The sequence below is a fragment of the Salinivibrio sp. VYel1 genome (genome assembly GCF_009377945.1).
In the GTDB taxonomy this organism is placed as follows: domain Bacteria; phylum Pseudomonadota; class Gammaproteobacteria; order Enterobacterales; family Vibrionaceae; genus Salinivibrio; species Salinivibrio siamensis.
In genome coordinates this window covers 534,681-549,100 of sequence record NZ_RSAM01000001.1, presented here as the reverse complement: position 1 = coordinate 549,100, position 14,420 = coordinate 534,681, and the positions used below count along the sequence as shown (strand labels likewise).

The 14,420-nt window shown below is 51.0% G+C and carries 13 protein-coding genes; 6 read left to right on the top strand and 7 right to left on the bottom strand.

Features of this window, described 5'->3' with window-relative positions; translation table 11 throughout:
• Nucleotides 1-33: 33 nt before the first annotated feature.
• Together EHW58_RS02380 and EHW58_RS02375 are read right to left on the bottom strand one after the other, a co-directional pair.
• Nucleotides 34-552, bottom strand: a complete 519-nt coding sequence (locus EHW58_RS02380; protein ID WP_152794456.1) for a GNAT family N-acetyltransferase — start codon at nucleotides 550-552, stop codon at nucleotides 34-36.
• Between the two features lie 12 nt (nucleotides 553-564).
• The gene (locus EHW58_RS02375) at nucleotides 565-966 is read right to left on the bottom strand and encodes a GFA family protein (RefSeq protein WP_077520382.1); all 402 of its coding nucleotides are present in this window, start codon (nucleotides 964-966) and stop codon (nucleotides 565-567) included.
• Nucleotides 967-1,336: 370 nt separating this feature from the next.
• On the opposite strand from EHW58_RS02375, the gene EHW58_RS02370 reads away from it, so the two are divergent.
• The 4 genes from EHW58_RS02370 (at nucleotide 1,337) to EHW58_RS02355 (ending at nucleotide 3,641) form a co-directional block, all read left to right on the top strand.
• Nucleotides 1,337-2,014: a hypothetical protein gene (locus EHW58_RS02370; RefSeq protein WP_152794454.1), complete on the top strand. Its 678-nt coding sequence runs from the start codon at nucleotides 1,337-1,339 to the stop codon at nucleotides 2,012-2,014.
• A gap of 100 nt (nucleotides 2,015-2,114) precedes the next feature.
• Nucleotides 2,115-2,444: a hypothetical protein gene (locus EHW58_RS02365; RefSeq protein WP_152794451.1), complete on the top strand. Its 330-nt coding sequence runs from the start codon at nucleotides 2,115-2,117 to the stop codon at nucleotides 2,442-2,444.
• Nucleotides 2,445-2,590: 146 nt separating this feature from the next.
• On the top strand, nucleotides 2,591-3,046 hold the full coding sequence (locus tag EHW58_RS02360) for a CreA family protein (RefSeq protein WP_370517811.1): 456 nt from the start codon (nucleotides 2,591-2,593) through the stop codon (nucleotides 3,044-3,046).
• 40 nt (nucleotides 3,047-3,086) lie between these two features.
• Entirely contained in the window at nucleotides 3,087-3,641 is a 555-nt protein-coding gene (locus tag EHW58_RS02355; protein ID WP_152794449.1) for a DUF1415 domain-containing protein, read from the top strand.
• Here EHW58_RS02355 and EHW58_RS02350 read toward each other — a convergent pair.
• Nucleotides 3,602-4,297 (bottom strand): fumarylacetoacetate hydrolase family protein, encoded by a 696-nt coding sequence (locus tag EHW58_RS02350; RefSeq protein WP_152794447.1) that lies wholly within the window; start codon nucleotides 4,295-4,297, stop codon nucleotides 3,602-3,604. The two genes, EHW58_RS02355 and EHW58_RS02350, sit on opposite strands and share 40 nt — an antisense overlap.
• A 154-nt stretch (nucleotides 4,298-4,451) precedes the next feature.
• Here EHW58_RS02350 and EHW58_RS02345 point away from each other — a divergent pair, with 154 nt between their 5' ends.
• On the top strand, nucleotides 4,452-5,144 hold the full coding sequence (locus EHW58_RS02345) for an HAD-IA family hydrolase (RefSeq protein ID WP_152794444.1): 693 nt from the start codon (nucleotides 4,452-4,454) through the stop codon (nucleotides 5,142-5,144).
• On the opposite strand, the gene EHW58_RS02340 is transcribed toward EHW58_RS02345, so the two are convergent.
• Entirely contained in the window at nucleotides 5,100-5,819 is a 720-nt protein-coding gene (locus EHW58_RS02340) for a GntR family transcriptional regulator (RefSeq protein ID WP_152794441.1), read from the bottom strand. The two genes, EHW58_RS02345 and EHW58_RS02340, sit on opposite strands and share 45 nt — an antisense overlap.
• Before the next feature lie 269 nt (nucleotides 5,820-6,088).
• Between EHW58_RS02340 and EHW58_RS02335 the strand changes: the two genes are divergently transcribed.
• Nucleotides 6,089-8,935 carry a two-component regulator propeller domain-containing protein gene (locus EHW58_RS02335; RefSeq protein ID WP_194163196.1) on the top strand — a complete coding sequence of 949 codons (2,847 nt, stop codon included), beginning with the start codon at nucleotides 6,089-6,091 and terminating at the stop codon, nucleotides 8,933-8,935.
• A 77-nt stretch (nucleotides 8,936-9,012) separates the two neighbouring features.
• Here the strand turns inward: EHW58_RS02335 and putP are convergent, their stop codons facing one another.
• The 3 genes from putP to putA are packed head-to-tail and all read right to left on the bottom strand — an operon-like array spanning nucleotide 9,013 to nucleotide 14,412.
• Nucleotides 9,013-10,509: a sodium/proline symporter PutP gene (putP, locus tag EHW58_RS02330; RefSeq protein WP_152794435.1), complete on the bottom strand. Its 1,497-nt coding sequence runs from the start codon at nucleotides 10,507-10,509 to the stop codon at nucleotides 9,013-9,015.
• A gap of 47 nt (nucleotides 10,510-10,556) precedes the next feature.
• On the bottom strand, nucleotides 10,557-11,267 hold the full coding sequence (locus EHW58_RS02325; protein WP_152794432.1) for an aldehyde dehydrogenase family protein: 711 nt from the start codon (nucleotides 11,265-11,267) through the stop codon (nucleotides 10,557-10,559).
• Nucleotides 11,268-11,298: 31 nt separating this feature from the next.
• The gene (gene putA / locus EHW58_RS02320; RefSeq protein WP_152794429.1) at nucleotides 11,299-14,412 is read right to left on the bottom strand and encodes a bifunctional proline dehydrogenase/L-glutamate gamma-semialdehyde dehydrogenase PutA; all 3,114 of its coding nucleotides are present in this window, start codon (nucleotides 14,410-14,412) and stop codon (nucleotides 11,299-11,301) included.
• Nucleotides 14,413-14,420 lie beyond the last annotated feature (8 nt).

Genomic DNA, 14,420 nt, shown 5'->3' with positions numbered 1-14,420 from the left:
TAACTCATCACCTCAAGGTCGCTTGCTCATCACTCAAACACTGGATAATGTGTTCCGGTAACAAAGACAGTCAATCACTTCGCCAGCCACGTGTGCCACGTTGAATTTTTTATCGCATAGGTTAAACCCATTCCGCTCTAACACCGTTTGTGATGCAATGTTGGTCGTAGATGCCATGGCGTTGAGTGTCACAAGTCCGTGCTCGCGCGCGATCTCTAACGCATACTTTACCGCTCGAGAGGCAACCCCCTTCCCGGTATGTTGCTCTGCAATGCGATACCCTAACGAACCTGATGAAGATACCGCATCAATTTGGCTGATATTAACCCGTCCCAAAAGCTGGCCCTCGGCATCCGTGATCAACATAGGTACGTGTTGTCCTTTCTGATGTAAGGCAAGTAATTCGCAGATGTGGTCATAAACGCCTGCTTGGCGATAAAACGCCTCACCGCGCGATTCAATATAGGTTTCAAAATAAGCACGGTTTTGTTGTTCAAACTGGAACACCAAGTCCGTATCAGCCAGGATAAGGGGGCGGAGCAGCAGATGCATAACACGACCAAATTAATCCGGCCCATGTTCAAACTGTTTTAATGCCTCATTAGGCGTATGCCATGGTGCCTTCGACGCCGTGTGAATATGAAAATTTGGCGCCGATTGTGGGGCGGTATCCAAAATTCCCAGACGAATATTGAACACCCCCTTATTGATTTTATGAGAGAAAAGGCTCGACCCACATTGCCCACAAAAAGCAAGCACCGTTTCTGCGCTCTTCTCATAATAACGAATATGCGTTTGGCCAGCCGTGACCGAGACTTTGTCTGCCTCTATGCCGCCGACTGATGAATAGTCTGAACCAGTAAACTTTCGACATTCAGAGCAATGGCAGTTTCCCATATAAAGGAAAGTGTCAGGTAATGTAAGACGGACACCGCCGCATAGGCAACGAGCAGAGAGCGTGGACATGAGTATACCTCTATCTAAAATATCAGACTTTATTGTCTACGCCTGTCTATCAAAACACAATTAAAATGTTGAATTTCATAGGTATAGCTATCTGCTCATTTTCGCCATTGATGTTTGCCACTTTCGCCCATTTTCTATTTACAGTGTAAATTTATTGACAACGCGTCGACCTAACGAGACGCCTGACGAACAAATGCTCACAATCCTGACGCCTCCCTGAACATATAGTGACATCGATCACATAAATTATTGCAGTTTAATGAAGCTCACCGTACTATCAATCCAAATGACATTTTTGGGATAAGGGTCACACATAGGGTGGTGACACCTGCTACGGACGGGCAGATCGTTTTATCGAATTGAGGATAATATGACATTACCACGGTCTTCATGTGCTGCGCGTACGGTGCTTAAAGGCGCCGGACAATTTTTTATAATCGCCCTTTACTTCGCTGGTATTGCAGGCATTGTTCATTACAGTGTGGCTTCTCACAACGTTGCTTCCGAATCATCATTGATTGAGCTGTCCCAGCTGGGGCTACTCGCCGCGACGGTATTTGCGTTTCGTCGTGTCGCTAAGTTCAGTCAATCCCTTCACCACGCTGCCGGGCTTATGAGTGCCTTTTTCTTGGTATTAATGATCCGAGAACTGGATGCCACACTTGATGTGGTGATGCATGGTTTTTGGAAAGTACCGGCACTCATTGTAACGGGGCTCGCCATTTGGCCCGCTTTGAAACACTGGCGAGAGACCCTCACTAGCCTTGCGCACGCAATCCATTCAAGACACAGCACGGTTTTAATGATCGCGTTAGCGCTATTACTCGTGTATTCGCGCTTATTTGGTATGGGCGAGTTATGGGAACAAGCGATGGGCGCCAACTACGTGCGAGATGTGAAAAATATTGCGGAAGAAAGTACCGAATTAGTCGCTTACTCACTCATTTGGCTGTCGGCGCTGGGGTATCTTTCTGAGGTAAAGAAGTGGCGTTTCGTAACAAAGACTCAGCCAAGCCAAGCGACAATCGAAAGTGACATCTCTGCCTAAGCCCCTCTTCCCCAAACACTTATCTTGTTTCGACGTCGCCATTGGGCGACGTCGCGGCTTAATGCTAAGATTAAAACAAATAGCATAGGAAGTCAGAAGCATGACGAGAACATTTTTGGTCTTTACGCTCTTTATGAGTATTTTTGCTCACGCTAACACGGAAGATACATCAAACGCCGAGCAGCTGTTGACGGGAAAGAACGAGGCTATTTGCAAATCGACGTTTGGACAAGAAATGATTAACCAGCAAATGACGTTTAGTAATCAAGCTAACGCGCAAGACGTTAGGCGCATTGCCGAGCGTAAAATTGCTGCAGCCCGAAAAAAGTTCGCCGATACCGGCAGCTACTGCGATGCCGCCCAAGTATTAATGACGTTCGAGCCTAAATCCCTAGCAGGTCAAGACGGAGATGCGCAGTTTCGCGAGTAATAGCGAACAGCCTGCCATTGACTTACATCTTTTTGTCGGCGACCAACAATCATCGGCCTTCTTGGTCAACGCACACTTTTCCTCCTCCCGTCTAGGCTGTGATACACTCCCGCCACGGATAAACAAGGGCTTTGATGATGAAAAAAATGCTATTTGTAGTCGCGCTAGCCGCGGCGCTGGCTGGTTGTGACAACGATGAAGTTGGCGACGTAAGCCTAGGGATGTTTACCATGAAAGACATCAAGCTTAACCATCTTGTCGATCCTGTGGTGAGCGGGGTAACGTGCCATGTCGCCTCTGTCGAAGCGGACTTAAGCTTTTCTGATCCCAGTGATAGCGCTATATCTTGTCGTCAAACTGGGGAGATTACGCCCGAGATGATTGCCAATATCGATAAAAGCGCATCGGGCGAAGTGGTATTTAGAAAATCGAAAAGTATTTTCTTCAAGTCGATGAAGATTCGTCGGATCTTCGATGTGAAAAATCAGACCTTGATGTATCTCTCTTACTCAACCAAAGAAACATCTGGCAGCTTTAAGCATAGCTTGTCCACGGTTCCTCTTTGGGGCACCAAGGCGTACCAGTCACAACCACAACAATAATCACCGCTACGCCTGCAGGCGACATTTAAACGAGAACTCGATGAACAAAGTCGTAACACAGATGAACACGTGGCTAGATGACGTGGTGATCGGGCTAAATCTTTGCCCTTTCGCTGCTAAGCCCCGTCGCAAACAACAAATTCATATTGATATTTGTGACGCCCAAGATGATACCGAGATTTTAACCGCGATTTATCAGGCTTTAGTCCATCTTGATCACACCGATCCTGCCATCAATGATACCACGGTGGTCGTGGTGCCCAACGCACTCGCTGATTTTGATCACTACCTCGACTTAGTCGATGCTACCGAGGCGATGATTGACCACTACCACTGGCGGGGAGTTTTCCAAGTTGCCAGTTTTCATCCCGACTACTGTTTTGAAGGCTGCACCCCTGAAGATAGCGAGAATTTGACCAATCGCTCACCCTATCCATGCTTTCACTTAATCCGTGAGGCCAGTATGTCGCGCGCGCTCGCCCATTATGGCCAAGACCCAGAACAGATCCCCGCGCGTAACATTGCCCGTGTTTCAGCACTGACCCACGAAGAGCGTCAAGCACTCTTTCCTTGGGTAAAAGCCTCATCAGACTGAACTACTACCTGGGTTTGGGCAAGGTGTTGTCCCTCAAGCGACAGCGATAAAAGGTCGCTGTTTTCCAGCACACCAACCCCTTCAGGGGTGCCCGTCAACACAATGTCGCCTGGGCTCAACCAAAATGTTTGGCTTATATGCTGAATAAGCGTGATCACGGGCATTAACATGGTCGCGCTATTTCCCTGCTGCCGCATCTCGCCATTGATAGACAATGAAAAGGCGACCTCACGCCAATCATCAGGCACCGACACAAAACGTCCAACCGCTGCGCTCCCCGCAAATGCTTTTGCCCGCTCCCAAGGCAGTCCTTTTTGTTTTAAGCGGCTTTGCGTTTCACGACGGGTCAAGTCCAGCGCCAGTGTCATCCCGCCCAAGGCGTCTTCAACGGCTTGTTTAGTGGCATGAAATAAAGGTTTGGTGATTAGCACCGCCAACTCGGTCTCGTAGTGAACGGGGGCAAATGACGCCACTATCGCCAGCTTGTCATCCAGAGGTTGGATTGCACTCGGCGGTTTCATAAACAGCACAGGTTCGTCCGGAATAGGATTGTTAAGCTCCCGCGCATGGGCAGCATAATTACGTCCTACACACACCACCTGTCCAACGGGCAAATCGATCGCCCCACCCTTTAACCATTGATGTTGATAACGCATCGGTTTTGTCCTTGCTAATGAAAAGTCGATCCCTGACTAATTTTGATAACGAAAAAGGCAAGAATGCAAGACACAGTTGGCATTTCCCGTGTCACTGACTTGTTGATTTTTTTTTCTCGTCCAAGGATACAAAGAGAGATTGAAGGGAGCACCTATGCCGCAACATCCATTTGATCCCCCCATTCATTGCGTCATTTTTGATTGCGAGGGAACCTTAGTTGACTCAGAGAGATTATCCCACCAAGCCTTGGTAGAAACCTTCTCTACCTTTGGTGTGCGTGTTGACCTGCAAGACTCGCTCGATCATTTTGAGGGCGGAAAACTGACCGATGTCCTTCAGCAAACCTGCGAGCGAAGCGGCGCACATATTCCTATTGATCAACTCGAGCCACGTTTTCGACACTTATGTCGTCAGTATTTCGAGGCTGAGTTAGCGCCAGTAAAGGGCATTGAAACCGTCTTACAGGCGCTTGAACAGCAAGGGATTGATGTTTGTGTCGCATCAAATAGCCCCGTAGAAAAAATGGCCCATGCACTTCAACTCACCAAGCTGTTGTCCTATTTTGAGCATCGCTTATTCAGTGCCTTTGATACTAACAGCTGGAAGCCGGCCCCGGATCTTCTTCACTACGCTGCGATGAATATGGCATGCCCCACTGCCCAGTGTGTGTTCATCGATGACACCAATAAGGGCATACAAGCGGGGATCAATGCCGAGATGCGTACCATCCACTTTAACCCCAACCCCAATGTACCCACTACGGTGCACCCTTTGGTGACTCGGCTGTTTAAAAGTGAAGACTTACTCTCGTTTTTTCACAGGGCCAGCCTGAGCATCACGCGCTGAGCAACCACAGAGTGTCACCGCATGCTGCCGCCACCACTCCGTATCAATCCGGATAGTCTGGCCCCCGTGGGCGTGCTGGATGTGCCACTCTCGGGTCACCATTAACACTGGCGTACCAGCAGGCACGGCCAATACACTAGCACGCTCACTGTCTAGCGCTTCCCATGTGCTCGACCAATACACATCCGCATCGGCTGGCGTGTTTAACAACGTTGCTTGGTCGCCAGTTTGCCAGATGCTGGGGAAATAATCAGGATGGAGATACGTACGCACAAAGCCAACAGGGAGCTGTGCGATCTGAATCAGTCCCTCTCCCTCGAAGACCTGAGCAAATGGAGGCAATTGCATCTGATCACTCACCGACGCCGACGCCATGGGCGTCTTTTGCGATAACCAAGCAAATTGGCCACCGTGTTGAGAGAAATTGTGCTGCCAATCGACGAGTTGGCTGGGATCATACGCACAAGGGGTGGGCGCCACAAACCAGCCACGTCGCTCTCGCCGATATATGCGTCCTTCCGCCTCAAGCACTGCAAGTGCCTCTCGCAAGGTGACACGGGTAGTGGAAAAGGTGTCTGCAAGCTGGCGCTCACCTGGGAGTTTTTTGTCCGGCGCCAATAAACCGCGATCAATTTGCGCTAATAACTGCTGGCGAATCACCATAAATTGCATCATGAGCTGTCAGGCCTGCGTGATCTTTGTATCGCTAGTGTGATCATTCTCAATTTGTTGTCAAAACCTGTCCATTATGTCCAAGAAATAAACCGTGATTAAGATAGAATCGCCAGTCTACTCGGAATCGGAGCAAAGAACAAAAGATGCACTTAAGGAACACGCTGAGACATATTTCCCCACAACTAGGCCAACGTCTCGTGTGTATTACGCTTTTTTGTTGGTTAGGTTTGGCAGGGCATATCACGCCCAGTTATGCCAAGGATAACCAATTGTCTGATTATTTTATTGAAACCTGGACCTCTGCCAACGGATTGCCGCATAACAGCATCAATGCCATTGCCCAAACCTCGGATGGCTACTTGTGGTTTGCCACTTGGGAGGGCGTGGCACGTTATAACGGTTTAGAGTTTGTGCGCTTTGACCGCGGCCCTGATACACAAATGAAAGATTCAGGGACGCGCGCCCTGGCGACAGGGCCTGACAATCAACTTTATGCCGGCGGGGCACGAGGCAGCTTAGTGATGCGACAAGGCTTTTCGTGGCAGGGCCTTCCCACAGCCCCCAGCCTCATTAATGATGCGCTCCATGACCAGACAGGTGGCTTATGGTTAGCCGTAGAGGGAATGGGGATTGCTTACTACGCCCCTGAACAGCTCTCGCAACCCGACCCCACCCCACAGACATTTATCGATACCCTCAGTAGCTATCACTTGACCCAGACCGCCGATGGTCAAGTCTATGCGGCCACCGAAAAAGGGGTCTACCAACTGTCTTCGCAAAACGGCGCGACGCCTCTCTCTTTTCACAACCTGTTTCGCAAAGCCTTTTATGTCTCGAGTGGTCAGGATGGGAGCCTCCTAGTCGGCTCCGAAAATGGCGCTTGGCGCTATAAAAACAGTCGCTGGACGCCACTGGCGAGTGAGCTACTCCACCAAGCGATTACCATGGTTGAACAAGACAGCCGTGGCGCCTATTGGTTCGGGACCCTTAGCCACGGTATTGCTCACATGAAAGACCAACATATCGATTTTCTCGACGATCACCGCGGCCTGCCCAACAACCGGATATTATCCTGGTTTGAAGACAATGAGGGCAGTATTTGGATAGGCACTAACGGCGGTGCAATGCGGCTTAGATACGCACCTTTTGTGACGCTGACTAAAGACAATGGGCTAGCCGGTGACTATGTACGCACCGTACTCGCTGACGATAAAAATACGGTGTGGGCAGGGACCAGTGAGGGGTTAAGCCAAATTGATATCGTACAAGGTAATGCCAAAATATTAGCCGACGACATATCGGTGCTCAGTCTCGCGCCTCGAGCACAAGGTGGCGTCTGGGTAGGCACCTATCAACAAGGCCTCTATTATTGGGAGCAAGGCTCGCTCACTCCCGCCGAAACACTGAACGATCAATTGCCTGACAATGAAGTCAGGGCGATTGTCGAACGTGATGGTGCATTATGGGTGGGCACACCACGTGGCTTGGTCACGTTTTCGTCTCTCCCAGGCAGTCAACCCGCGCACTCGTCAACCGTTTATCAAAAGCGTGCACACTACAATAGTCAAAATAGTGCCCTACCCGGCAACTATATTATGTCGTTAACGTTCGATGAAACGGGCAAGCTATGGATAGGCACCGGCAGCGGAGCCGGGTATCTGATCAATGAGACCATCACGCCGCTCGATTTCACCGAGCAAGAGCAAGCGCAGTATGTTTTTGGCTTTTTTCACGAGCCTGGCTACGTTTGGATGGCCACTGATCGGGGTATTGTCCGTTATCGGCAATCTGATAGCCAACTCGCGTTAGTCGGCCGACCACATGGCCTACCGATTGATAAGTTCTTTCAAATCATCAAAGGCGATGACCAAAGTTTTTGGTTGTCCAGTAACCGAGGGATCTGGCGGGTCAACTATCATCACGCGCATCAAGTGGCGGATAAAACCCGCGCGCGTATTGACTTTGAGCACTATGATCAAAGCGATGGCATGCTGAATAGTCAGGCTAACGGCGGCTCTAATCCTGCGGCGACAAAAACCGCGGCAGGCGATATTGTCTTCGCCACCGCTCAAGGCGTGACGAGTGTTAAACCCGCTCGATTGTCACAGATGCTCAGCCAGCCCTTGCCGATCGTGATGCAGAACGTGCACTTTGATGGCCAAGCGATTAACCCAGAGGCGAGCAACAGAGCTCCTGCTGGTACCAATCGCGTCTCCTTTTCCTATGCTGCGCTTGGCTATACCATGCCAGAACAAATCCAGTACCGCACCCAACTAGAGGGCTTTGAGTCTGAATGGGCCTACCGTCACGAAAACCATATTGCCGAATATACGAATTTACCACCGGGTGACTACACCTTTAAAGTCAGTGCTCGCTACCCCTATAGCAACTGGAGTGATGATGAGCTTAGCTATCGCTTCAGTGTGACCCCCTCGCTTTGGCAACGGTCAGATATACGTGCGCTGGGGTTCTTGGCCTTAGTCACCCTCGCCTACGGCGCCTTTATGTGGCGAATCCGCCGAATGCAACAAAAAGAGGCGCAGCTAAAAGCGCTGGTGGAAGAGAAAACACACGCGCTACAAGCGCAAGCTGACGATTTTGAACGTATGTCGAAAGAGGATGCATTAACCGGCCTTGCGAATCGACGCGCCTTTGACGAATACTGGCACCTGGCCTTTGATGAAGCCAACCAGTCGGGGCAGCCCTTGCAAGTAGCGATTTTAGATATTGATCATTTTAAGCGCATCAACGATCAGCATTCACACCTGGTTGGCGACCAGATTATCCAACGAATCGGAAGCTTTTTAGATAAAGAACGCGAGCAATTAAGCCATATCGCCCGCTGGGGCGGCGAGGAATTTACGTTACTGTTTGCAGGGACACCGGCCGATGGTTATCGCTACTTTGATGGATTACGCCGTCGTATCGCGGCATTGACCCTTGACGACATTGCGCCGTCATTAAAAGTGACGGTCAGCATTGGTGTGGCTGGCAATCATCAGGCTACCGATTATGTCGATGGCCTCAAGCAAGCTGACCAAGCCTTGTACCGTGCCAAGCGTGACGGACGGAACTGTGTGCGCCAACGTAGCGGACACGAGTCACAGCCATCCTAAACGTGAACGCCAAAGAAAAAGGAGCGCGAATGCGCTCCTTTATACGATGCTTTGAATAGAGGCTTTATAGCCAAGGCTTAGGCCATGGTTTCTAAGCTCTTTTCATAAGACTCGTATTGTTTTGATACCGACTCGCTTGGGCCACCGGTTGCTTTACTCACCACAATCGCGCCCAATCCCGCAAAGATAAAGCCAGGAACAATTTCATACAAATCGAAAATGCCGCCTGAAAGCTGTTTCCATACCACAACTGTCACGCCGCCGACCAATATCGCCGTCAGTGCACCGTTACGGTTCATGTCACGCCAGAACAGACTGAGCAGCAGTGCTGGGCCAAAGGCAGCCCCAAAGCCCGCCCATGCATACGACACGAGGCCGAGGACTGAGCTTTCTGGATCCATCGCTAAGCCAAGCGCAATCGCCGAGAGTAAGATAACAGCGCCGCGACCCACCATCACCACTTCTTGCGTAGAAGCATCAGGACGGAACACTTGCTTATAGAAATCTTCCGCTAACGCAGACGACGAAACCAGTAGCTGTGAATCCGCGGTACTCATGATCGCAGCCAAAATGGCGGCAAGCAGGATACCTGCGATAACAGGATGGAATGCCGCGTTAACGAGAAGCATGAAGATTTTCTCGCCATCCTTCAGGTCACCGGTCATGTCGTTTTGTACGTACAAAATGCCCACCAGCCCGATAAGCACCGCACCAAACATTGACAGCGCAGACCAACCAACGGCAATACGGCGCGCGGTAGTGATGTCTTTGTTTGAACGGGTGGCTTGGAAACGTGCCAAAATATGTGGCTGTCCAAAGTAACCCAGTCCCCATGCTGCCAGCGATACAATGCCGATCCAAGATAGCGGCTCGCCCTCAACATCACGCCAGAGCGTCATCAACTCAGGGTTAACAGCCGCCACATCGCTGCCAAGCTTAAAGATGCTCCCGTCCATGATCACGAAAGGCACAATCAGCAGGGCTGCCGCCATCAACAAACCTTGTACCAAGTCAGTCCAAGATACCGCCAAGAAGCCGCCGAACAAGGTGTAAGACACAACACAGATGGTGCCAATCACCACCGCAGTGGTGTAATCAAACCCAAACACCGTGGTGAAGAGTTTGCCGCCTGCAACCAAGCCGGAGCTGGTGTAGAAAAGGAAGAAAAGCAAAATGAAGAAAGCAGAGATGGTTTGCAGCAGTTTTGATTTATCTTCAAAACGGCGGGCAAAAAACTCCGGTAACGTCAATGCGTTATCTGCTTCAATACTGTATGTACGCAGGCGTTTGGCACAAATTAACCAGTTCAGGTAAGTCCCTAACAGCAAACCGCCTGCTAACCAAAGTGATTCCATTCCCGCAGCGTAGGCATAGCCAGGAAGGCCAAGCAGCAACCAACCACTCATATCTGATGCACCCGCTGACAATGCAGCAGGCCATGGGCCTAAAGAACGCCCCCCGAGGAAGTAGTCTTCGGAGTTGGATGTGCGTTTGTAGGCATATACACCAATGGCAAGCATCATGATGAGATATGCCAGAAAGGTTGCACTGATGGCATAGCTATTGTCTATCATATCTGTCCCTCAATTACATGGCCCCAATCGGGGCCATTTCTGGAAAGTTAATGTTCACCACTGCCGAGTTCCAGAAGCGTGGCATTACCACCTACAGCAGTGATATTTATGGTTCGGGTGCATTCGGTCACAAAACGCAACACATAGTCAGGCGTGCCGATCACGGGATAGTCAGCCGTGTCAGTTTCCGCAACCAGTGTGGCAATCACACCCTTACGTTGTGCGAGCTGGCGATTGACATGCCGCACATGTGCGTCCTCCCCTGTCGTTGCCAACCCGACGATATGCGGATGAACCAGCAGATCGCTGAGCGCGTCAATACCAACGCGAACCGCCACACGGTCTGGGCATCCGGCTTTAATGAGGTCGGCCAGTACAGCGTCGACCATATCAGCGTGAGTGCCCTCAACACTCACTACCACACAATTACCAGCGACCAAGGCGGCGGCTAACTGGCCACATAAGGCAACGGACGTCAGCGAGGTATCGCCCGTCACCGCGACGGTGCCACGCCCGGCGGTATAGAGCTCGTTAGTTTCCCCCGTTGGCCCCGGTAATTCATGTACTTTGTTGAGCAGCCGCTCTGCGCTGTCGCACTGAAAACGGATCATGCTCGCCGCTTGGGCAAAGTCATCGCCCCGTGCGGCAACGGTTTCAGACCACCGCTGTAATAAAGTGATGCGGCCAGCAACGGTTTGATCGTTCCAGTCTTCCCATACCGCGTCACACTGCTCTAAAACGTTATTTAATTGCTCCATCACGCTTCTCCTGATCTTGATACCAACCGACTTATTGAACGTTTATTGACGCTTGTGTAAAGCGGTAGAGATAATGTGGTCCGCCCGCTTTCGGGCCGGTACCTGACAGGCCACGGCCACCAAATGGCTGAACCCCAACTACCGCGCCGACTTGATCGCGGTTTACGTAGCAGTTACCCACGCGCGCTCGGTGCTCAATATGAGCACATGTGGTTTCATTACGGCTATGCACACCCATTGTCAGACCGAAACCAGTGCGGTTGATATCATCAATCACTTTGTCGAGTTCGTTTGCGCGATAACGAACAATGTGCAAAATCGGACCAAAGTGCTCTTCGCTCAGCTGGTCAATGCTGCGAATTTCAAAGGCCGTTGGCGGGACAAAGGTGCCTTTATCACACTCAGACGAGAGCGAGACTTGGGTGACCAATTTGCCGCTGCGCTTCATTTGTTCAATGTGAGCAAGCAATTTGTCTTTCGCGGTTTGATCAATCACCGGTCCCACATCGGTAGAAAGGCGCTCTGGTCGCCCCACCGACAACTCAGCCATTGCGCCTTTAATCAGGCTAATCACACGGTCTGCGATATCCTCTTGAATGTACAGAACACGCAGGGCTGAACAGCGCTGACCCGCGGACGCAAACGCTGAGCGCAATACATCACGCACCACTTGCTCAGGTAATGCGGTACTGTCTACCAGCATGGCGTTTTGTCCGCCGGTTTCTGCCACCACAGGCACAGGATCAGCGTCACGCTCAGCCAATGTACGTGTGATACGCTGAGCAGTAGGCGTTGACCCTGTGAATGCCACACCGGCAATGCGGCTGTCTTCGGTCAATGGCGCACCCACCACAGGTCCACTGCCCGGGAGCAGTTGGATAACGCCAGCTGGGATCCCGGTTTCAAGTAGCAACTCAATCGCGCGATAAGCGATAATGGAGGTTTGCTCTGCCGGTTTTGCCACCACGGTATTACCGGCTACCAGCGCCGCACTGACTTGCCCCAAGAAGATAGCCAATGGGAAGTTCCACGGGCTAATACAGGTAAATACGCCACGACCTTGATAGCTTACGGACTGTATCTGGCCGTCAAAGCCTGTGTATGAAAGCGGCTCGCCCTGCAACGCTTTGGCCTGCTCGGGGTAGTAACGCAAAAAGTCGACCGCTTCACGCACTTCATCAATGCTGTCGTGAATCGTTTTACCGGCTTCGCGATGACAAATCGCCACCAATTCACCCAAATTCGCTTCGAGTTTATCAGCCAGGTCAAGTAAGTACTTACCACGCTCACTAACCGCTTTTTTCGACCACTCTGGGTAAGCATTCGCGGCAATATCGAGTGCATTGTTCACCTGATCAGACGTCGCCCAGTCAACTTGGCCGACAGGCTCCTCGCGATCATAAGGCGCAGCGATAGGATGCGTGTCACCAGCCAGACGTTGGCCATTGACAATGGGGCCGGCCTGCCATTGGTGCGCGCCCATAAAAGGCGCAACGCTTGCAGTGAATGGTTGCCATTCTGAGTCGATATCGGTCGCCACGCCTTGAGAGTTCTTGCGTGAGGGGCCAAAGATATCTAACGGCAGAGGGATACGATCGTTATGCAGTGTTTGATTGGCACGCAATGTATCGACAGGATCGGCGATAAGATCATCAATCGGGCAACGCGCGTCGACCAAACGGTGAACGAACGAGCTGTTTGCGCCATTTTCCAGTAAGCGACGCACCAAATAAGGGAGCAAGTCTTTGTGGCTGCCTACTGGGGCATAAATGCGCACCTCGGTGTTAAATAAGGCTTTTGCATGGTTGTACAGCGCGTCACCCATGCCATGAAGGCGCTGGAACTCAAAGTCTTGATGGGATGCCATTGAGGCTATCGCGGCAATGGTATGGGCGTTATGACTGGCAAATTGCGGATAAATGAGGCCGCGGACATGCTCGCTCAACAGAAAACGGGCACAGACGAGATATGAGACATCAGTCGCCTCTTTACGGGTGAATACCGGATAGCCATGGTGTCCACCTTGCTGGCATAGTTTAATCTCGCTATCCCAGTACGCCCCTTTTACCAAGCGCATTGGGATCACATCACCTTGCTCTTTTGCTAACGCCGCTAACCAAGTAATCACAGGGAGCGCACGTTTTGAATAGGCTTGCACCACCAAACCAAATTTACCCCAGCCCTGAACCACAGGATCGCGATATAGCTTTTCAAATAGGGCTAGCGAGAGTTCTAGACGATCCGCTTCTTCAGCATCAATGGTGATCGCCACATCTTTTTCACGGGCACGCTTGAGCAGTACCAACACAGTGTCGAACATTTCGTTCATCATGCGATCGTAGTTAGCTGCTTCATAGCGCGGATGCAAAGCCGACAGCTTAATCGACACCGACGGCGATGGACCTTGGTAGCTAGATTTGGCTTCGCCCACAGATTCAATGGCTTGTAAGTAGTCCGCTAAGTAGGCTTTAGCATCTTCTTGAGTGAGTGCCGCTTCCCCTAACATATCGAATGAGTAGGTAAAGCCGTTATTGCGGGGGCCTTCACCGTTCTTTTGCGCCTCATCAATATCACGGCCAAGCACGAACTGGTGGCCCATGATTTTCATCGCCTGATGCATGGCTTGGCGAATCACCGGCTCGGACATTTTGTTAACAAGACGGTTTATAACAGAGGCTGGTTTCCCTTCGGTGCTTTCATCCAAGGTCACCACTTTTCCGGTGAGCATCAGTCCCCACGTTGAGGCATTAACAAACAGGGAGTCAGAGTGGCGCAAATGGGCTTTCCAGTCAGCAACACTCAGTTTATCGCGGATAAGTGCATCGGCGGTGTGCGAATCAGGGATGCGCATCAGCGCTTCAGCCAGACACATCAACAAAATCCCTTCACGGGTATCCAGGCTGTACTCAAGCAAGAGCGCATCAATCATTTGAACGGCTTTTTTATCCGCCCGCACCTGCTCAATCAACTGCGTGGCTTGACGACGTGTTTGCTCACGCTCACTGTCAGTGGCTTCCGCTAAGGGAATTAACTGTTGAAGCCATAGGCTTTCGTCAACGCAATACAGCGGAGAGATTTCAGACCAGATCTGCGCTAGTGGGCGCTCGATAAACGAGGGCTGCATAGCATCGATGGCTTTGAACATAGTGGTAT

Coding starts and splice junctions, on each gene's coding strand:
- EHW58_RS02380 (WP_152794456.1), bottom strand. CDS start 552: ATGCATCTGCTGCTCCGCCCCCTTATCCTGGCTGATACGGACTTGGTG.
- EHW58_RS02365 (WP_152794451.1), top strand. CDS start 2,115: ATGACGAGAACATTTTTGGTCTTTACGCTCTTTATGAGTATTTTTGCT.
- putA (WP_152794429.1), bottom strand. CDS start 14,412: ATGTTCAAAGCCATCGATGCTATGCAGCCCTCGTTTATCGAGCGCCCA.
- EHW58_RS02375 (WP_077520382.1), bottom strand. CDS start 966: ATGTCCACGCTCTCTGCTCGTTGCCTATGCGGCGGTGTCCGTCTTACA.
- putP (WP_152794435.1), bottom strand. CDS start 10,509: ATGATAGACAATAGCTATGCCATCAGTGCAACCTTTCTGGCATATCTC.
- EHW58_RS02370 (WP_152794454.1), top strand. CDS start 1,337: ATGACATTACCACGGTCTTCATGTGCTGCGCGTACGGTGCTTAAAGGC.
- EHW58_RS02355 (WP_152794449.1), top strand. CDS start 3,087: ATGAACAAAGTCGTAACACAGATGAACACGTGGCTAGATGACGTGGTG.
- EHW58_RS02340 (WP_152794441.1), bottom strand. CDS start 5,819: ATGATGCAATTTATGGTGATTCGCCAGCAGTTATTAGCGCAAATTGAT.
- EHW58_RS02360 (WP_370517811.1), top strand. CDS start 2,591: ATGCTATTTGTAGTCGCGCTAGCCGCGGCGCTGGCTGGTTGTGACAAC.
- EHW58_RS02325 (WP_152794432.1), bottom strand. CDS start 11,267: ATGGAGCAATTAAATAACGTTTTAGAGCAGTGTGACGCGGTATGGGAA.
- EHW58_RS02350 (WP_152794447.1), bottom strand. CDS start 4,297: ATGCGTTATCAACATCAATGGTTAAAGGGTGGGGCGATCGATTTGCCC.
- EHW58_RS02345 (WP_152794444.1), top strand. CDS start 4,452: ATGCCGCAACATCCATTTGATCCCCCCATTCATTGCGTCATTTTTGAT.